18 protein-coding genes are annotated in these 18,045 nt (G+C 48.3%); 1 reads left to right on the top strand and 17 read right to left on the bottom strand.

The genetic code is table 11. The features are described 5' to 3' along the window. Positions 1-134: 134 nt before the first annotated feature. The 6 genes from DHL47_RS05625 to DHL47_RS05650 all read right to left on the bottom strand — a co-directional run bounded on the left by DHL47_RS05625 (position 135) and on the right by DHL47_RS05650 (position 6,440). Entirely contained in the window at positions 135-962 is an 828-nt protein-coding gene (locus DHL47_RS05625; protein WP_338060090.1) for a SpaA isopeptide-forming pilin-related protein, read from the bottom strand. Beyond that, positions 959-1,699: a class I SAM-dependent methyltransferase gene (locus tag DHL47_RS05630; RefSeq protein ID WP_209551182.1), complete on the bottom strand. Its 741-nt coding sequence runs from the start codon at positions 1,697-1,699 to the stop codon at positions 959-961. Before DHL47_RS05630 ends, DHL47_RS05625 begins: the two co-directional genes overlap by 4 nt. A 200-nt stretch (positions 1,700-1,899) precedes the next feature. Then, positions 1,900-4,137, bottom strand: coding sequence for a SpaA isopeptide-forming pilin-related protein (locus DHL47_RS05635; protein WP_209551183.1), 2,238 nt, complete (start codon positions 4,135-4,137; stop codon positions 1,900-1,902). Positions 4,138-4,682: 545 nt separating this feature from the next. Next, positions 4,683-5,030 carry a class Ib ribonucleoside-diphosphate reductase assembly flavoprotein NrdI gene (locus DHL47_RS05640; protein WP_245335559.1) on the bottom strand — a complete coding sequence of 116 codons (348 nt, stop codon included), beginning with the start codon at positions 5,028-5,030 and terminating at the stop codon, positions 4,683-4,685. 9 nt (positions 5,031-5,039) lie between these two features. Further along, positions 5,040-5,390 (bottom strand): hypothetical protein, encoded by a 351-nt coding sequence (locus DHL47_RS05645; protein ID WP_209551185.1) that lies wholly within the window; start codon positions 5,388-5,390, stop codon positions 5,040-5,042. 483 nt (positions 5,391-5,873) lie between these two features. After that, positions 5,874-6,440 (bottom strand): TetR/AcrR family transcriptional regulator, encoded by a 567-nt coding sequence (locus tag DHL47_RS05650; protein WP_209551186.1) that lies wholly within the window; start codon positions 6,438-6,440, stop codon positions 5,874-5,876. 156 nt (positions 6,441-6,596) lie between these two features. On the opposite strand from DHL47_RS05650, the gene DHL47_RS05655 reads away from it, so the two are divergent. Next, a complete protein-coding gene (locus tag DHL47_RS05655) occupies positions 6,597-7,544 on the top strand; it encodes a hypothetical protein (protein ID WP_209551187.1) in 948 nt (315 codons plus the stop codon). A 299-nt stretch (positions 7,545-7,843) separates the two neighbouring features. Here the strand turns inward: DHL47_RS05655 and DHL47_RS05660 are convergent, their stop codons facing one another. The 11 genes from DHL47_RS05660 to DHL47_RS05710 all read right to left on the bottom strand — a co-directional run bounded on the left by DHL47_RS05660 (position 7,844) and on the right by DHL47_RS05710 (position 18,024). After that, positions 7,844-8,902 carry a linear amide C-N hydrolase gene (locus DHL47_RS05660; protein ID WP_209551188.1) on the bottom strand — a complete coding sequence of 353 codons (1,059 nt, stop codon included), beginning with the start codon at positions 8,900-8,902 and terminating at the stop codon, positions 7,844-7,846. Between the two features lie 493 nt (positions 8,903-9,395). Beyond that, a complete protein-coding gene (locus DHL47_RS05665) occupies positions 9,396-9,815 on the bottom strand; it encodes a DUF3021 domain-containing protein (RefSeq protein ID WP_128835790.1) in 420 nt (139 codons plus the stop codon). A 9-nt stretch (positions 9,816-9,824) separates the two neighbouring features. Continuing rightward, a complete protein-coding gene (locus tag DHL47_RS05670; RefSeq protein ID WP_209551189.1) occupies positions 9,825-10,280 on the bottom strand; it encodes a LytTR family DNA-binding domain-containing protein in 456 nt (151 codons plus the stop codon). A 25-nt stretch (positions 10,281-10,305) separates the two neighbouring features. Beyond that, positions 10,306-11,172 carry an ABC transporter permease gene (locus tag DHL47_RS05675; protein ID WP_209551190.1) on the bottom strand — a complete coding sequence of 289 codons (867 nt, stop codon included), beginning with the start codon at positions 11,170-11,172 and terminating at the stop codon, positions 10,306-10,308. Between the two features lie 2 nt (positions 11,173-11,174). Continuing rightward, entirely contained in the window at positions 11,175-12,038 is an 864-nt protein-coding gene (locus tag DHL47_RS05680) for an ABC transporter ATP-binding protein (RefSeq protein ID WP_209551191.1), read from the bottom strand. Between the two features lie 149 nt (positions 12,039-12,187). Continuing rightward, positions 12,188-14,164, bottom strand: coding sequence for an FtsX-like permease family protein (locus DHL47_RS05685; RefSeq protein WP_209551192.1), 1,977 nt, complete (start codon positions 14,162-14,164; stop codon positions 12,188-12,190). Beyond that, the gene (locus tag DHL47_RS05690; protein WP_209551193.1) at positions 14,148-14,924 is read right to left on the bottom strand and encodes an ABC transporter ATP-binding protein; all 777 of its coding nucleotides are present in this window, start codon (positions 14,922-14,924) and stop codon (positions 14,148-14,150) included. Before DHL47_RS05690 ends, DHL47_RS05685 begins: the two co-directional genes overlap by 17 nt. Before the next feature lie 157 nt (positions 14,925-15,081). After that, the gene (locus DHL47_RS05695; RefSeq protein WP_209551237.1) at positions 15,082-15,837 is read right to left on the bottom strand and encodes a TraX family protein; all 756 of its coding nucleotides are present in this window, start codon (positions 15,835-15,837) and stop codon (positions 15,082-15,084) included. 147 nt (positions 15,838-15,984) lie between these two features. After that, a complete protein-coding gene (locus tag DHL47_RS05700; protein WP_128835776.1) occupies positions 15,985-16,365 on the bottom strand; it encodes a class Ib ribonucleoside-diphosphate reductase assembly flavoprotein NrdI in 381 nt (126 codons plus the stop codon). A gap of 8 nt (positions 16,366-16,373) precedes the next feature. Continuing rightward, complete coding sequence (locus tag DHL47_RS05705; protein WP_209551194.1) at positions 16,374-17,354, bottom strand: sensor histidine kinase; 981 nt, start codon at positions 17,352-17,354, stop codon at positions 16,374-16,376. Continuing rightward, entirely contained in the window at positions 17,338-18,024 is a 687-nt protein-coding gene (locus DHL47_RS05710; RefSeq protein WP_209551195.1) for a response regulator transcription factor, read from the bottom strand. The genes DHL47_RS05705 and DHL47_RS05710 overlap by 17 nt, the downstream gene beginning before the upstream one ends. Between the last annotated feature and the right edge of the window lie 21 nt (positions 18,025-18,045).

An 18,045-nucleotide genomic window follows, 5' to 3' on the forward strand; every position in this document is an offset into this window, starting at 1 on the left:
CGGACTGTGAGAGCCTCGCGGGCTGGGAGTGAAAAGGTCTGGGAGACCTTTTCAGCCTGAGCTTAGAAACAAAAGAGCGAAGGGAACTAAATTTTTTCAAAATTTAGTTCTGTCCCACCGCCTTGCTTTCTGTTTTATTTTTTGAAACGGATCCCGAAATAAACCCCACAACCAACTATGATAATCAAGCCTATAGCAAGTAGCGTAAAGCTGATTTCTGTACCTGTGAAAGGCAGAACTTTCTTCGCCTTCCCCTTATCTCCAGGTTTATCTTGATTTGATTTTTTCGGATTTGAATTATGTGTTTCTTTAGACGGATCTTTGTCTGGACCAGTCGGTTTCGTTTGATCAGTTACGACTAACTTCCCATCCTTGTATTCTACTGTATTTCCATTGGCATCTACGACTGTTACTGTGCCATCGAGATTCACTTGGAACACAATGTCAGTAACAGCTAAGTAACCAGTTGGGGCTGCAGCTTCATGGAAGGTATATACCCCAGGAGCTAATTCAAGCTCGTGCGATGTATTTGCTTCTGAAGTCCATTTTGCTACAGGATTACCAGTTGCCTCTTTGCCTTGGAAAATTTGAATCTCTGCACCGGCAATCTCAGTACCGCCAAGGTTGACCTTACTGAAGGTCACCTTACGTGGGAGATCATCGTCCTTATCGGTTACTGTAACAGTCGAACCATTTGTCGCGACCGTATTTGTTTCGCCCTTAGCGGCTTTCTCACCGACATTAATCACTTCCACTGTACCATCATGGTTGACTTGGAATGTGATGTCGGTTACTTTCAGGTAGCCGGTCGGTGCAGCTTCCTCATGGAAGGTATAAGTACCTGGTGCCAAGTTGATGTCCTTAGACTTACCTGCTTCGGATGTCCAGCTTTCGACTGCTTGGCCTTCTGTTGCTGTCATTCCGAAGCAAAAAAACCGGAAACACAGTCCGGTTCTTATTATTTCCTAAAGGTCAGGGCATAGAATTTGCCGCCCCAGAGGAACTTCATCTCCTTCTCCCTGACTCCGGCCGGCACAGCGGCCTCGATTTCCCTCAGATCAACCTCCGCATCCTTAAAGTAGTCCTTGCTGAAGTGGTTCTTTTTATACTGCTGATCTACATAATCTGCCGTCTCATCTGCAATCAGGATTTTGGTGCCGGGCTTGGCTACCCGCAGCATTTCCTGCATGGCCTTTTTCTTGTCGCTGAAGAAGTTGATTCCCCCGACGTGGTAAACGATGTCAAAGCTATTATCCGCAAAGGGCAGGTCCTCTGCACAGGCATTAAACAGATGCAGATGGGTCTTTTGGGACCAAGCCTTTTGGCATTTTTTCAGCATGCCCATGGAAATATCTGCTCCGACCAAGTCCAAGCTTTTCAGGTCGACTCCCTTGGGAAGATAGCGCAGGTCAGAGCCTGTCCCGATAGATACGTAGAGGACAGATAAGCCATTTTGCCACTCAATCTCCTCCATCAGCTCTCTCCTCATCTGAGTCAGGCTATTGCCATAGACCAGACGGCCAAACCACCTCTCACCTATATCATACCAGCGGGATAGTTTGTTATACATGGTCATGTACTTGGCATTATCACCGGAGAGATAGTCTGGATTCAGAGCCAGATAAATCTCTCCCTCTTTTTGGAAATCCTCTAATTTCAAGCCTGGTTTGAGTTTGTCTTGCAGTTTTGATTCTGTCATATGTCATCTTCCTTTCCTATTTGCTAACTATTATAGAAGATTCCGAGCTAAAAGCAAGAGCTTAGCGCTAAGTGGTCAAAAAGAATCAGCAAGCGGCAGAGAAAGCCCTGTGAGCTGCAGGCCTCTTTCGAAACATCTAGGGTACAGCAGGCCGGTCTGCAAAAAAACAAGCGCTAATATCTTAGCACTTGTTTCTGTGATTATTTAGACAATCGCACCCTGCAGCAGAGACCGCCAAGTGCCAAAAGAACCAGACCTGCCATGACCAGAGTCAGGCTGTCCGCAGAGCCCGTCGCCGGGAGAACCTTTTTCGATTTCCCTTGTCCTCTGCTTGTTTGGTCAGGGTCACCCGCTTGATCTGAACTGCCAGAGTTGCCAGGGTCATTCTGGCTGCCGGAATGATTGCCGTCTCCAGAGTTGTTCTTGTCGTCGGACGGATCCGATTTGTCAGAGTCGGGGTTCAGCTGGTCGGTAATAACCAGCTTGCCGTCCTTGTATTCCACAGCATTGCTGTTGGCATCCAGAACGGTCACTGTACCGTCGGCATTGACTTGGAAGGTAATATCCGTCACAGCAAGGTAGCCGGTCGGAGCTGCTTCCTCATGGAGAGTATAGATGCCCGGCGCCAAGTCAATCTCATGAGATTGGCCGGCTTCCGAAGTCCATGCCTCAGCAGGAGTTCCGGCTGCCTCCTTGCCTTTGAAGATTTGAATCTGCGCTCCGGCAATTTCCTCACCGCCGACATTGACCTTGCTGAAAGTCACCTTGCGCGGCAAATCATCATCCTTATCAGTAACGGTCAATGTTGAGCCGGCAGCGACAGCTTGATTGCTTTCGCCCTTGGCATCTTTTTCCCCGATATTGCTCACCGTCACTGTACCGTCAGCCTTGACCTCAAAGGTAATATCTGTCACTTTCAGGTAGCCGGTCGGAGCTGCTTCCTCGTGGAAAGTGTAGGTTCCGGCTTCCAGCTCCAGCTCTTTGCTGGCATTTGCTTCCGACGTCCAGCTGGCAACTGCTGTGCCCTCTGCCGTGCTCCCCTTGAAAATCTGAATCTGCGCTCCGGCAATCTCCTGCCCGCCCAGATTGGTTTTGCTGAAAGCAACCTTCTGAGCAGTCTGTGCCTTTTTATTGACAACATTGACCGCAACAAGGCTGCTGTCGCCAGAGTCACCAGATGCCGGACTGCCGACTGTCAGCGTCTTGCCAAAGTCGCCAGCACCAATGGTAATATCCTCTGTCAGTTTGTCATAGCCCGCTGGGGCAGTTGTTTCGCGAAGCAGATAAGTGTCGCGCAGCAAATTGCCGACCTCTGCCTTGCCGTCTGCATCTGTCGTGATAGTGCCGACGACTTTATTAGTGGACTTGCGGATAACCTCAAAGACCGCACCGTTCAGCGGAGCATTGGACTCATCAGTCTTCTGCACGGCGATTTTAAAGGTATAGCCTTCTGAAGTACCGCCGGCAATTTGATAGGAATAGTCATTGGCAACAGTGACAGATTGGGTATCATTGTAGTTCAAAGTTGCGCTGTTGCTGACCTTCTCCCCATCGACAAGATCATAGTCAGCTTTGGCCTTATAGTCAATGAGATAGCCGACCTTGTTCAAGTCGCCAAAATCAACAGTAAAGCCTTCACCGTCGCCCGTAACAGCGATATTAGACTGGAAGTCTGCAGTCACATCTTCCGTACTGTCACGCGCCCAGTCGCCGTTATTCCAGCGCCAGTCAATCTTATAGACCTTGATAGAGTCTTTCTCGATCTTGATACTGGAATCTGCCAGCTGGTCCGTCACCGATACATCGTTGTATTGATCCATATTGCGGTTAACGGCAATGTTGTAGTGAATTTCATTTTTGGCATCTTCACTGGCCTGATAGCCGCTTTTCTCGATCTTAGAGTCATACTGCTTGGGCGGGCCGTTGTAGTGGACCGTACCGGGGGTAAAGGTATTGCTGCCCACGCGGACAGTAATTGGAATATCTTTTTCTTCTGTGACAACCTCGTGGTCAATACGCACATAGAAGAAGAATTCTCCGCGAACCCCAGATTTTTGCTCTACATAGTCCGTATAGGTCAATGTAATGGTTTTTGAAGCATTATCCAGAACTCCGTTTGCAACAACCTGTCCATCTTCATCTTTAAGCTCGATATTTGACGAATTGCTGAAAGCTAACTCCGTCGGCAGGGAGACTGTCGTCGTATCTCCAGCATGCAGCTGATTGTCCGGCAGGACAAACTGAGCATTGATACGGAAGGCTTCCCAAATATCTATCCCTTGGGTCAAGTCAGTACCAGAGCTGTTTTTAATGTCCATCTTAGTGATGACATTGTCAAATTCCGCTGCCTGGGCCTTCATCGCATGGGACAAAGACGGCAGAAAAATACCGAGACAAAGAATGATAACCTGAAACCATGCTTTGAATTTCTTGTTCATACAAACTTCCTTTCATAAAATGCAAGACATCTGGAAAAGCAGAAAAGCTGATTAGGAGGCAGCCGCTCCCCCAGATTCACCTTTTCAGACCCTTCCGTCCGAACTTCGTAAAATAAAAGTATAAGGTGTTATTGCAATCCGGATGGGCAGGTTCAATTATGCCACTGTCTCCTGTATGCAGACGCTCCAGATACAATACTATTCCATTTTACCATACGCCATCTGATATGCCAATTTAAAAGCTTAAACTTTTCTAAACCCTCTTCAAACCGCGTCAGCGTTGCCTTTCCGTACGCCAGTACTGTCTGTGGCTCGCTGCCTCGTACTAAAAGCAAACTAAAAGACTATATCAAAGATTGTCCCCTTTGCAGATGAGGACACAGCCTTTATTGGTAGCCGTCCCGCTCTCTTAGCCATCAGCTGCCGCGTTACGAATTTTTTATCGAAAAAAAAGCAAGGCTGAAACACTTTGGTCCCATCCTCGCTTTCTTCGATTTTCAAATGCATAACAACGGTTGGCCTTGCTGCTCAAAGATCCTCTAACATTAAAGCTCGGCCAAAAAGGCCTGCACTGCTTTGACATCGTCCAAGCTGCCGCCCCGATCAATATCGCGGATATGCTTGAGACCGTATTTTTCAATGATCAACGGCGTCGCCCCGCAGTAAGTCCGGCCGTGTTTAACCGAGTCACCGTTGTTGACAAAGCCCTTAATCAGGCCCGGATGCTTCTTGATGAAGCGCTTGGTTGACCAGGGAATTTTCCCCGCCCCCGCGTTTCGTGTGATTAAAATGCAGGGCTCATCCAGCCGCTCTTTAACCGACTGGGCCGGATAACCCAGCGACTCTGCAAAGCGCTTGCCGACACCTGTATGAGAATCATAAACAATCATCATCTGCTCCACCTACTTTCTTAGAAAAATGGTCGCCAGCCAGGCTGCCAGACCCAGAACCACGACATCAGCAATTAGCTTCATCATCAGCTCAAAATCATCTGGCATGCTGTGAATATAAAGGAGACCCGCTAAGGCTGCTAAAGCCAGTACAGTCAGCTTGGCCGCTGCCGGCAGACCCGGAATCAGACCTGCACCAATCAAGGCAACAGTCAGACCGCCCACCAGAAAGGACTGAAAATCCAGGCTCAGCCCAAACCCATAGCTCACTCCGCCATAGCCAATAATCAAAAGACCAATCACCAGCAGACAGATGCCTAAAATTGCCATTCCGCTCATAGCAAATCCTTCTTCTTTGTTCATTCTGTTTCCTCACTCTCTTTTTTGAATGAATAATTCTCTCAATTCATTCATATCTATTTAAATAGAAAAGCCGTCTCATCCCAGCAGCAGGCCTCATCTCATAGTCCTCACCTCCTTGATTGAATGAATCACCCCAAAGTTCATCCGCATGTATAGTCTTTTCGTTTGCTTTTAGCAGTGGCGGTGGATGGCGCTTCCGTGAGGAAGTCTCAAAAGTAGAGCTGATGCAAGCTTCGCTTGCCTTATCCCCAACCCCTCCCAGTCCCCCGGACTGTTTTGACACAAACTGCGTTTGTTTTATCCCCAACCTCTCCCAGTCTGGGAATGAAAAGGTTTGGGGAACCTTTTCAGCCTGAGCATAGAAACAAAAGAGTGAAGGGAGTCTGTCTCAGCCTCTTCTGTCCCACCGCCAATCACTTCCACGGAAATGAATGAACATTTTAATCCATTCATTCATCTCAACCCCAAGAAAAGGAAGGTTCATTATTTTGAAAAAATTCCCTTCACAAAGTATTTTACCAAGGTTTCGATACTGTTAAAATAGCCTGGAAATTCCTGCTCGGTCACATGCATGTCGATGTAATAAATCAAGTCATAGACCTTCATAATTTCAGCAGTTTTTTCCTTTGAAAAGCCTTCTTCCTGCAGACGCTGGCTGAAAGTCTGAATCAGAAAGCGATGAAAGGCATTGGCGGCTCGGCCTTCTTCCTGACGATAGTAATCATGCAGAAGCTGAGAAATGCCCGGCTTGTTCCACTCAGCCAGAATTTTATTGGGCGAAATCAACTCAAAAGTCACTGCAAAGAGCTGTTCAACAACCGCTTCAGGCTTGTCCTGCCAATCCACACGTCGCATGGTTTCTTCACGTATACGGCTGTTCTCCGCCACATAAACATCCAGAAAAACAGCTTCTTTGGACTCATAATACTTATAAAAGGATCCTACAGCCATATGGCTTCTTTTAGCTATATCAGAAATCCCAGCGGCCTTGTAGCCTTTTTCGGCGAAGACTTCCCTCGCTGCAGCCAGCAATTCTGCCTTTTTCTCCATCTCCTCTGCCCTGCTTTCTGATTATTTGAATGAATCATTTTTTCTATTCATTCATATTATAACACCCTATTTACATTTGTCAAGCAATTATGTTATACTAGAGTCGTTAGGGTACTTTGAATTTCAAAGAATCCAGATTAAATTGGAGGTTTACTCATGCTTAAAGAACAACGCAACAAGGGAATGGTTGCTCTGGTGATTGTCGCTGCACTCTTTCTCATTCCAGCAGTTATTTTCGGCTACATGCTTTACAGCGAGGCCAATCCTAAGACTGCCTATGCCGGAGACAGCACCAAGACCAGTGATGAAACGGTTTATGTTGATGTTTACAACATTTCCGAGCAGCCTGTTATTGATGTTGATGACAATACGGAGGTTTGGCTGATTCAGTACAAGGATGGCTATTCCGCTCTCCAAGCCAAAAAGAATGACTCACAAGTCGCAGACATTGTCCAAAAGGCCCAAAAGGGGGAATTAGCTGACAAACCCGTCCGCGTGATCGGCCAATATATCAGTTCAAACTCCAAAACAAAGGACAGAATCAGCAATTACAGCAGCCTCATCCGCAGCGTAGGCGCTGAATTTGACGGAGTGTCAAACTATTTAGCTACGGATACCTATGTTTCCATTTCCCGCTACCAAGCCAGCAGTTTTGAGCATACCTGGATGCTGCTCTTCATGGTCGGAATCAGTATTTTATTTATCATTTTGGGGATTATCGGCCGCAGGAAGAACATTCAGGCCTACGATGAAATCTATGCAGTCTATCCGGAAGCCAAGGACAACCTCAATATTCTGCTGGAAAATGCCAGCTACCATGATGAGGTGCTGAAGATTATCATCTACAAGCACCATTTGATTAGCTATTACAATGGCTTTAAGGCAGTTGATCTGAATGACGTGGTCCATCTCTACCACCATATCATAACCATGCGCCGCAGCTTTGTTGTCTCAAACAGAAATTCAACCCTGATTGCTATCCGTTCCAATAACAAGAAATACCAAATGCCTATCAAAAACATTGGCAAAACAACAGATACCAAACTCCAGTCAACCTTTGACTACCTCTACAACCACTTCCCGCACATCAGACTGGGATTCTAGTCTAAAAATTTCTGTCCTGTAAATACAGATTCTAACTGCATCCCCCTGAGCATGACTCAGGGGGCTATTTTTATATATGCGCGGCGGAATCTTGATATCACCCTAATCTTCAAGAGTTTGGCAGATACAGATTCGCTTTCCTTCCAGATTGAGATATACCAATAAAAAATAGATTTTTTTCATTCCCTTCTCTTTTCTCAATCCTTAACAGCAAATGCAATGCTTCTGAAAATCATTTTACAAAAGATTCTAAACATAGGCAGCTTCCTCTCTGTCTCTTGTTTCCTTTTATGGTCTTATTAGGCCCGCCCCCAAAGCCTGCGGAGAGACTGCATCAATGCGCCCTTCCTGCGGAAGGTCTGGGGATAGGTGCTGAGCCAGTCGAGGACTTGACTGGGCAGATCTGGCGCAAGCTGAGAATAGCTCTGTGCTATCATAGAGCGGTTGAGGGCCGGATCAAAAGGCTGCAGGGCCTGACTAAGATCGCCTGCCTGACTGGTCTCGATATCCAGCATAGAAATCCTCTGGTAACGCTCTGCCATTTTTTCCAAAGAAAAGACTTTAAGATCCGGGTGGTCATAGGTCTTGAGGTAGATCTGCTTCTGCTGGCTGTCGTAGACGATCGACCAGTAGGTGTAGACGGGAACCTCCTCCTGCAGCATGAAGTTAAAGCCGATATTATCCTCCTGATTGAGAAAGGCCACCCGATTCAGATAATCAAAAGCCTGATCAACATCGGCCGTCTGGTCCTTATCCCTTGCAAAATCGGCCATCAGGCTAGCATAGCGGCGGACAGACAGGTCCCGGTCCTTGTCAATGGTCTGGGGCGGATCTTGGGCCTCCTGCTGGGTGCGCTCCAGATTGGTATTGGTCAGGACATGAAAATCCTGATCATCATGCAGGACTGGCTGACCATCGACAAATTCGACAATCAGAGACTGGCCGCTGGCATCGGCCAGGGTATAGTGGAGCGGCATGAACTGGGCAAAGGGCAGGGTCTCAGACAGATGGTCTCGGACCTCCGCCACGGTCGCAAAATTGTCCAGCTGGTACTGGACCCACTGGAGCTCACTGAGCCCACTGCTGGCTTCCTCTTTTGGAAAAATCCCATCCTCGTCAAACATAATGGCCGCAACCAGACCCTGGTCATTCATGCCACCCGTGGGAAACTCACAGCCAAACTGGTTAAAAGTCAGGCTGTTAAAGGAGCTGAGCCAGGTCAGGGGCTTTTGCGGCGGCTGGACCGGCGTGTATTTCTTCAGATTCTTGGGATTGAAAAGGATGCAGCCGTGACCGAAGTAAAAATCATAATTTTGACCGACCAAGCGGTCCTTGTTAAGTGAAAAAGTTGTACACATATTTTCCCCTCTCATTTAAAATAAGCTTGCCTTGATGATAACAGGCTAAGGAGGAAAAATCCCGGCTTTTTCCATAAACGGTCCTGACAGAGAGATAAGCGGTTGAAATGCAGGGATGGCATCATCTCTTGACTTCTGTACAGCTGGGTGTGCGGGGCTGCTTCCTTACAATCACATTAAAAAATCAGATTCCTCTCGAAATCTGATTGCTATTATTTATTTTTATACTCAAAGAAAATCAAAGAGCAAACCAGGCAGGAGCAGACATGATGGCAAATAAATTGCTCATCATGTCACGAGCAATCCTAGTGGACTTGCTCTAACTCCCGCACTAACTGTTTGTTTTGAAAATAATCGTTTCAAAACAAACAGCGTCGAAAACAAGCCGCAGGCTGCTCAGATAGTCCGGGGGCTATTTGAGGTTGCAGATAAAAGACCGATAGGAAGTGTCAAAAGTACGGCAAGGCGCCGTTGACATAGTTTGAAGAGATTTTCAAAGAGTATTAGCTTTATTTTTCCGACGTTTTGCCAGAGCGTCATTAATCTTTCGGGTCTTAAGGGCAGAGTCCACATAGACCAGCAGCCAGACGAAGAGATAGATAAGGACAAAAGACAGCCCGAAACTCCAGCTGAAAACTAAATCTCCCCAGCCATTGTAGACCATCATGCCGGCTGCCAGACCAGCTGTTCCTATAAAATGAAGGAAACGGAGAATGGGAAAAGGGACGCGGTCCGATGCTTCAAAGATGAGGGTCAAAAGACCAGCTAGGCCAGACATCACGAGAACACTGATGATATTGCCATGAGAAAGGGGTGATTTTTGGATAGAGAGGAGCAGGGCTAGCAAGTAAACCAAGCTGCCCGTTCGCAAGCCGCTTTGAATAGCGGAAATCATTTTTTTCAGATAATTCATAGTTCCCTCCTAAATGCCCAGATAGTCCATCAAGAGCTTGACATAGCGGCGGCTGACTTCGGTTTTGATATTATTGGTCAGCTTGGCTGCCATATTGCCCGAAAAGCTGTCAGACAGGGATTCCAGATGGTCAATGTTGATGACGGCATGCCGGGAAACCTGGATGAAATTGCGGCTATTGAGCCGGTTTTGAAAACGGGTCAGGGTCTCTGTCGTGGCATAGACGCCCTCAGTGCTGTAGATCATCAGCGTGGTCTGGTTGATGTCCGCTAGGATAATGTCCTCAGTCTTTAGCATGACCAGCTTATCATCTGACTTGATGGGCAGGACTCCGCTGGGGCCGGCCTTGTACTGGTCCAGATAGTCCATGATATCCTTGGCCTGGCCGGTCAGCTGATCCGCTCTCACGACCACCAGCGGGTCGCTGGAGGAAATATGGGAATCCTCTTCAAATTTTGTCCGCAAGCCTCGTCCTCCTCTTTCCGACTTTTTATACTCTTGCTTTCACGCGCCGATTCAGCAGCAGGTTTTGCCCGCCCCAGATCAAGGCCGCTGCAAGAATCACTACCCCCACTATATAGAAAGTCTCCTGGCTTGTCAAGAGCCCCTGCCAGTCCAGCCGGATGCCCATGAGTTTTTCAAACTCCGGCCGGAGCTGATTCTTGCCGGCAAAGACCTCAGCCAGAGCCCCCTTCATCAGGACCTGTCTGAAGAGAGAAGCCATATAGGTAAAGGGAGTGAGCTTCATAATGGTTTGGGCCAGATCAGGCAGGACGCCAATCGGCATATAGGTCCCCACCAGAAAACCAGAAGCCGCGCCCATAACCGTCGCAAATCTACCCAGAGAATCCACCGACTTAAAGAAGCGCACCAGCAAGGCATTAAGAAGACTAGCTAATATGCTGTTGGCCAGCATGAGGAGAGCCAACTGGGGCAGGAGACCCCAGTCAAAGGAAATCTTGTCCGCCAGCATAAAGTAGGTCAGCATAAAAGCAAACATGAGAACCTGCATGACAAAGCCAATAATCAGGCTGCTGATCAGATAGCTGAGCTGTAGGCCCCATTGGCCCAAGTCCGTGATAAAGAGGTCATCCGTGACCCTGCGCTCCCGGTCCTCGACCTGCCGGGCAAAGGCAGACAGGGTGGTGGTCAGACCTGCAACAGCCAAAACCCCGCTCATCAGCCAAAAGTCCAACATCTCCGTTGCATGGCTGCTGGCATCCCAATGACCTTTCATACTATTTCGCAGAAAGATCAGATAAAGGACAAAGGGAATCAGGGCTCCCAGAAGGGACAAAATCACTCCGCTGCGGTTGCGGAAATAAAGCAGAAAATTTCGTTTGATTAATGCTGACATTTTTAGCGTACCTCTCTTCCTGTCAGAATCATGAAGGCATCATCCATCGTGCCGGGCTGGTATTCAAATTCATCGATATAAGGAGCAGCCTGATTGAGCAGATTCAGGGTCTGCTGGGTGGTCTCAGGATAAAAGAGCAGCTCATCCTCTCCAGCTTCCTTGCAGTCATAAGCCGCCAAGAGCTCCTTCAAAAGGGGAACCTCCCGACTCAGAATCCGCAGACAGCTGCGGGCATAGTCCCGCTTGATTTGGTCGGCAGAACCCTCCGCAATGACTTGGCCGTGATCCACGATGTAAATCTTATCCGCATCATCCGCTTCATTGAGATAATGAGTCGTTAGGACCACTGTCATCTTTTCTTCCCGCTGCAGCTCTCTCAGCAAATCCCAAATGCTGGATCTAGTCTGAATATCCAGGCCTGTGGTCGGCTCATCCAGAAAGAGCAGGTCGGGACTGTTAAGCAGGGCCCGGGCAATGTCCACCCGCCGCTTCTGGCCGCCAGAGAGTGTGCCGTAGCGCTGGCTGGCAAAGGAAGCCAGCCCCAGCTGGGAGATGAGTTTTTCCATTTTTCCGGCTTGCACATTTTTATACTGCTTGGCTCTGATCTGCAGATTTTCCATGACGGTCAGCTGATCATCCAGAACGCTGTTTTGGAAAACCACGCCCAGCTTGATCTGGTCCGCATAAGCAATCTGCCCTGACGTCGGCTGCAAGAGCCCTATCAGCATTTGAATAGTCGTGGACTTGCCTGCTCCATTAGGGCCCAAGACAGCCGTAAAACTGCCAGCCTCAATTTCCAGATTCAGACCATTGACGGCCACCTTGCCGCCATAAACTTTTGTCAGATTTTGCGTTTGAACTAACATGATATTCTCTCCTCTTCTTTACTTCTGAGACTATGATAGCAAGTCTTTTTTGAAAAATCTCAGCTTTTTGGACAAGCGGTAAAATGAGGGAGATGAGAGGTAAAAATCCAGACATCAAAAAATCCCCGACCAGAGGTCAGGGAAGCTTATTAGCGGGCGACAATCCTGCGATAGCTTCTGGAAGTCAGAAGAAAGACCAGGATATAGGCCAGCAGGAAAATACCGCAGGTGCCGATGGTAATCTGAATCAACAGCGGAACGTTGGTCACGCCCAGCAAGGCCACAATCAGCCGCAGCATGTGAAAGGCTGCTGCAATGTGACAGAAGGCAAAGATAAGGGGCAGGAAGAAGACGGTCAAAATCTGCTTTCGAATCGTGCTCTTGGTCTGCTTTTCATCCAGACCGACCTTTTGCAGGATGACAAAGCCTTCCCGGTCCTCGTAGCCTTCAGAGATTTGCTTGTAATAAATAAGCAAAACAGCTCCTAAAAGGAAGATGATAGAAAGAAAGACACCGATGAAGAGAAGGGTTCCTACCAATCCCTTGTACTCGCGCTCAATTGATGCACGGACCGTCACGTTAAAGTTCCCGCCGCCTTGAGCCTCTGACAGCTCTGCCAGCTGGTTTTGGCTAGCTGTCTGGAATGTCTGGTTTTCCTTGGTCTCAGATTGGATGCCCATATAGTAGCTATAGCCCGTCTGAAGACCGACCTGGTTGATGTCGTTGACCACCATATAGATGTTCTTGTCCGACACCATGGCATAGTCTACCGGTAGCTGTCCGTAAGTAAAGTTCTCGCTCAGGACTTGCTTGATCTTCCAGTCCTTGTCATTGACACGCAGGGGCTGATCTTGTTGGAAGGAAACATTTTTCGCATAAATCGCTGCTTCATCATCTGCTAGCTCCAGCGACTGGCCTGTCATTTTTTCATAGTCCTCACGATTGACCAGCATCAGGATACCGGCTGCACTCGAGATGAGGCTCGCATCTACTTTGTCCGTCGCAGTCAGCTGATTGCCAGACAGCTGGGTCAGATAGGTCAGCTGATAGAGATGATCTGTATAGCTCGGGTCTTTGAGGCCGGCTTCCTGAGCCAGGCTCTTGACCTTTTCTGAAAAGCTGGAAACTTCTTCTGGCTTACTCAAGCCCAGACTGATATTATAATCTTTTGGGTAGAGACCGTTGAGATAGTCCTGTCCGCCGATGTAAATGTTGAGCGTCCCCACCAGCGTCACGAGCAGCATGGTGGACAGGATAGAAATGGTCGCCAGCCCTGCTGCGTTCTTGCGCATGCGGGAAATGAGATTGGACACAGAGATGAAATTCTCCGCCTTATAATAGTAGCCCTTGCGCTTCTTGAGGAAATTCAAGAGCGTAATCGAGCCTGCATTAAAGAGCAGGTAGGTCGCAAAAATGACCATGAGCACCGCCCAGAAAAAGATGACCAAGGCCGATACAGGATGTGTCACCGTCAGGGCGATATAGTAGGCTGCTCCCATCAGGCCCAGACCCAGAATGGTCTGCAGCAGCAGGAAACGCCCCTTCTTCTCCCCAGCTTTCTTTTCCTTGACCAGATGCAGCGAGCTGTAGCGCAGGAGGCGGGTCGAGTTGAGCAAGAGGATAACGCCAAAGGCAAGGCCCAGGCTGATAAGGACCAGCAGCACATTGCTCCATTGAAAGGTCGAGGCAATCACCACCTGCATGCCCATAAACTTCAGCAAGAGCGCATAGAGCATCTTGTCCAAAATAAGCCCCAAGCCCAGCCCCAGGCCGACTGTCAGCAGGGCAAAGTAGAAAAGCTCAAAAAAAGTCATGACCAGCAGGTGCTTTTTCTCCATGCCCAGCAGGCTGTAGACTCCCAGCTCTCGGGAGCGGTTTTTCATGACAAAGCTATTGGCATAGGTGATGAGAATGAGAACAGCGATTTGAATGACCCAGATCCCGAACTGCAGGGTCGAACGCGCCGCCGCACCGCCATAGGAAGCCTCCATATTGGAACTGTAAGCCAACGAGACAAAGCTGTAGAGAATGGCCGTTGCCACCAGCGTTGCCAAAGCAAAAGGATAGTAAAGACTGCGGTTTTTGACCAGATTAGAAAAAGCCAGTTTACTAGTTAGTTTGAACATAATCTCCCACCTCACTTGCCATCACTGTCAGGGTATCGGAAATCTCCTGAAACATCTGCCGCTCGGTCTTGTCCCCGCGGAAGATCTGATTGTAGAGAATGCCGTCCTTGATAAAGAGCACCCGCTTGGCCCGGCTGGCTGCCGCTGTCGAGTGGGTCACCATGAGAATGGTCTGGCCCCGGTCGTTGATGTCGTCAAAGACATCCAGAAGGGCCGCCGATGACTTGGAGTCCAGGGCCCCGGTCGGCTCATCCGCCAGCAGAATCTCAGGATCTGTGATGATGGCCCGGGCCACCGCCACCCGCTGCTTTTGGCCGCCGGAAATCTCATAAGGAAACTTCTCTTGGAGTTTATTTATCCCCAGCTCATTGCAGGTCGTAACCAGCTTTTGCATCATCTCGGTGATGGGCCGGCGGGACAGGACCAGAGGCAGCAGGATATTGTCCTTGACGGACAGGGTGTCCAGCAGGTTGAAATCCTGAAAGACAAAGCCCAGCTTCTCCCGGCGAAAGCTGGAAGCCTGGCTGTTTTTGATGGTTGCTGTGTCGGTCCCGTTGAGAAAGACGCGGCCCTCAGTCGGCTTGTCCAGCATGGCCAGGATGTTGAGCAGGGTGGATTTCCCTGAGCCTGACTCACCCATGATGGCGACATATTCCCCCTTTTCCACTGTAAAGTGGATGTCTTTGAGGGCTTCTACCTGACTGCCCTGAAAGCGGGTTTTATAAATTTTCTTCACGTGCTGTACGTCTAATAATGTCATCTTGATTCCTTTCTGTGACCAAATGATTGTCAAAGTTTGCTGCAAAGGAGTCTGAGCTCCCTCATCTCTTCCTCTATTCTAGCGCAATAGCTACAGCCTATCCATAATTTCACCTTACATTTTAGAGGCTAATCTTACACTTTTGTAAGTTTGGGCTTTATTTGACCCAAAAGGCCAGCCAAGCAATCAGCCAGAGGTGAGCTGGATAAAAGACATAGAAGAAATACTTGCTCCAAATACTGCGGGAACCGCGCCGGCCATTATAGAGATAGATAAGCGGCAAAACCGTGATAAAGAGCCAGTCTGAGTTATAGAGCAGCAGAGACAGAGTATCCTGCAGGGTCGGATAGATTTGAATACTCATGGCAAAGAGAACTCCTGCCCAAATGATATAAGCTAAGTTTCTGAAAAAGAGCTGATTTCTAAAAAGGTAGGTCAGGAGCATGAAAGGGAGCAGAACCATGCCGCCTTCGCAAATGAGGAGACCTGCCAGCAGGATCAAGACTGCTGCTGTCAGCTGCAAGCCACGCTTCCTATCCTTAGCAGCTCCGCTATTTTCAGAAAAGCCAAAGAAAAGACCCAGCATAAGGACCCCGCAGGCCAGGGTCAGGAAGATATTGTGAGTAAGGTAGATGCCCTTTTCCTGAAAGAGCAGAGTCAGGATATAGTTGCCTGTCTGCATCAGGGCCGCCCAAAAGAAAAGGCGCAGACTGTAAGACAGGCGGCTGCGGGTGTGAAGGAAGCCCTCGACGGCCAGAAAAGCAAATGCCGCTCCGACACAGCGGGTCAGGGCATGCAGGACGCCCTCCCAGCCAGCCGGCACCAAGCCCGGTATCACGCTGATATGATCAAAAACCATGAGCAAGGCCATGGCCAATTTTAACTGAAAAGCTGTCAGCCCTTTTTCTTTCATCATCATTTACTCCTTCTTTTGATAAGTCTATGATATAAAAAAAGAAAGGCCGGTGCCATAACCTAACCTTTCATTTAGCAGTTTTATTCTTACATTTTTGTCACTTTGAAAATCCTGCAGAAACCTCTGTCAAAAATAAAACAAACTTTAGTGGTTTTTATGAGCACTTTCAGCCATCTGTAACTGTTCTAGAAAGATTTTGACCGCTTCCCGGTCCGCTTCTGTCCCTGCTCTCTCTATATTTCGGATATGAGTCAAGCCATACTGCTCTACAATCTTATCCGTTGCTCCGCAAAAGGTTCTGGGGTAGCGCTTTTGATCCCCATTCATGACAAAGCCTTTTATCAAGTGTCCGTATTTTTTTACAAAGCGCTTGGTCGTCCAGGGAATTTGCCCGCGTCCGCTATTGCGCGTCACTAAAATACAGGGGCCGTCAAGCTTTTTCAGCACAGACTGGCTCGGCAGTCCCAGACTCTGAGCAAATCTCTTCCCCTGACCGGTCAGACTATCATATACTGCAGTCAGCATGTTCCCTCCTATTCAAATACCAGTTTCTTTTCCGAAAAGCTAATCTTCACAGTGGTCCCCCTGCCGACCTGAGATTCCAGCGTCAGCTGATGGCCCAGAGCATCTGCGATTTTCTTGGACAGATAAAGCCCCAGACCCGATGACTGGTGGGTCAGACGGCCATTGTAGCCCGAAAAGCCGCGCTCAAAGACCCGCAGCAAATCTGCATCCTGAATGCCCAGCCCCGTGTCCTTGATATAGAGCGTATCTTCCTGAAAGTAAATCTCAATACTGCCTTCTTTCGTGTATTTAAGACTATTCGACAGGACCTGCTCTAAAATGACGACAAACCACTTCTTATCCGTAACAATGCTCTGCTCCAAGTCATGCAGGTCAAGACTGAGTCCCTGCTGGATAAAGAAAAGCGCGTACTTCTTGACCACTTCCTTGACCAAGTCTTGCACATTTTCCTTTTTCAGCACCAAATCTTCGTGAAAACTCTCTAAGCGAAGATACTGCAGGACCAGATTGACATAGGATTCAATCTTAAAAAGCTCCTGCTCCAGCTGTTTTTTAGCAGGCTGGTCTTTCAAATCTCCAATCAAGAGCGAGCTGGCTGCGATAGGGGTTTTGATCTGATGGGCCCAGAGCGTATAGTAATCCAGCAGGTCATTATATTTTTCCTGCTCCAGCAGGACCTGATTTTTCCTGTCCAGCTCAAGCAGAGCCACCTTTTCCTTGAGCAAGCTTTCCAAAGCTGTCTGAGGATTGCCGGCAGCATAGAGCAGCTGACTGCGGTAAGCTTTGTAGTCGGCCCAGGCATCCGCACTGATAAAAAGGGCAGACAGAAAGCAGAGCACCAGCGCCACATACTCCAGCAGGTTCTTGCTTTCATAAAAAACAAAAGCAAAAAAGAGAATAACCCCCAGCAGCAAGAACAGCATAACCAGGAAAAAACGGCGTGAGTAAAGATAATGTTTTAAAAAGAAAAATCTATCCCGCATGTCCATTGAGCAGACCGTATCCTATTCCTTTTTTAGTTTCAATGAAGTTCTTCAGGCCGTATTCCTCTAATTTCTTGCGCAGGCGGGCTACATTGACCGACAGGGTGTTGTCATCAATGAAAAAGTCGCTGTTCCAAAGGTCCCGCATCAAGTCATCACGCGCCACGATGCTGCCGGCATGCTCAAAGAGGATGCGCAGAATCTGAAATTCATTTTTAGTCAGGGTTATCACATGGCCCTCATACATGAGATCCATGGTTTTGAGATTGAGAATGACTCCTTGGTATTCCAAAAGACTCTGGTCCGTTCCAAACTCATACGAACGGCGCAGCAGCCCCTGAACCTTAGCCAGAAAGACATTGTTGTCAAAAGGCTTGGTCACATAATCATCTGCCCCCATATTGATAGCCATGACAATGTCCATGGACTGATCACGGGAAGACAGAAACATGATAGGCACCGTCGAAATCTTGCGGATCTCCTGGCACCAGTGATAGCCATTAAAGAGCGGCAGACCGATGTCCATGAGGACCAGATGCGGCTCCTCCTTGACAAAGACGGTCAAAACCTGCATAAAATCTTCCACAGCAACCACCTGAAAGCCCCACTGCTCCAGCATTTTCTTTATCATCTGACGGATAACCGAATCGTCTTCTACCAATAAAATCTTATGCATCTTTCCCTCCCAATTTCTTGC

The sequence above is a fragment of the Streptococcus panodentis genome (assembly GCF_017884005.1).
Lineage (GTDB): Bacteria > Bacillota > Bacilli > Lactobacillales > Streptococcaceae > Streptococcus > Streptococcus panodentis.

Bases quoted from the DNA above. Each gene is read 5' to 3' on its own strand.
- DHL47_RS05700 (WP_128835776.1), bottom strand. From the start codon at position 16,365: ATGCTGACTGCAGTATATGATAGTCTGACCGGTCAGGGGAAGAGATTT.
- DHL47_RS05650 (WP_209551186.1), bottom strand. From the start codon at position 6,440: ATGGAGAAAAAGGCAGAATTGCTGGCTGCAGCGAGGGAAGTCTTCGCC.
- DHL47_RS05640 (WP_245335559.1), bottom strand. From the start codon at position 5,030: ATGATGATTGTTTATGATTCTCATACAGGTGTCGGCAAGCGCTTTGCA.
- DHL47_RS05710 (WP_209551195.1), bottom strand. From the start codon at position 18,024: ATGCATAAGATTTTATTGGTAGAAGACGATTCGGTTATCCGTCAGATG.
- DHL47_RS05655 (WP_209551187.1), top strand. From the start codon at position 6,597: ATGCTTAAAGAACAACGCAACAAGGGAATGGTTGCTCTGGTGATTGTC.
- DHL47_RS05630 (WP_209551182.1), bottom strand. From the start codon at position 1,699: ATGACAGAATCAAAACTGCAAGACAAACTCAAACCAGGCTTGAAATTA.
- DHL47_RS05645 (WP_209551185.1), bottom strand. From the start codon at position 5,390: ATGAACAAAGAAGAAGGATTTGCTATGAGCGGAATGGCAATTTTAGGC.
- DHL47_RS05660 (WP_209551188.1), bottom strand. From the start codon at position 8,902: ATGTGTACAACTTTTTCACTTAACAAGGACCGCTTGGTCGGTCAAAAT.
- DHL47_RS05685 (WP_209551192.1), bottom strand. From the start codon at position 14,164: ATGTTCAAACTAACTAGTAAACTGGCTTTTTCTAATCTGGTCAAAAAC.
- DHL47_RS05635 (WP_209551183.1), bottom strand. From the start codon at position 4,137: ATGAACAAGAAATTCAAAGCATGGTTTCAGGTTATCATTCTTTGTCTC.
- DHL47_RS05690 (WP_209551193.1), bottom strand. From the start codon at position 14,924: ATGACATTATTAGACGTACAGCACGTGAAGAAAATTTATAAAACCCGC.
- DHL47_RS05695 (WP_209551237.1), bottom strand. From the start codon at position 15,837: ATGAAAGAAAAAGGGCTGACAGCTTTTCAGTTAAAATTGGCCATGGCC.
- DHL47_RS05675 (WP_209551190.1), bottom strand. From the start codon at position 11,172: ATGTCAGCATTAATCAAACGAAATTTTCTGCTTTATTTCCGCAACCGC.
- DHL47_RS05665 (WP_128835790.1), bottom strand. From the start codon at position 9,815: ATGAATTATCTGAAAAAAATGATTTCCGCTATTCAAAGCGGCTTGCGA.
- DHL47_RS05705 (WP_209551194.1), bottom strand. From the start codon at position 17,354: ATGGACATGCGGGATAGATTTTTCTTTTTAAAACATTATCTTTACTCA.
- DHL47_RS05680 (WP_209551191.1), bottom strand. From the start codon at position 12,038: ATGTTAGTTCAAACGCAAAATCTGACAAAAGTTTATGGCGGCAAGGTG.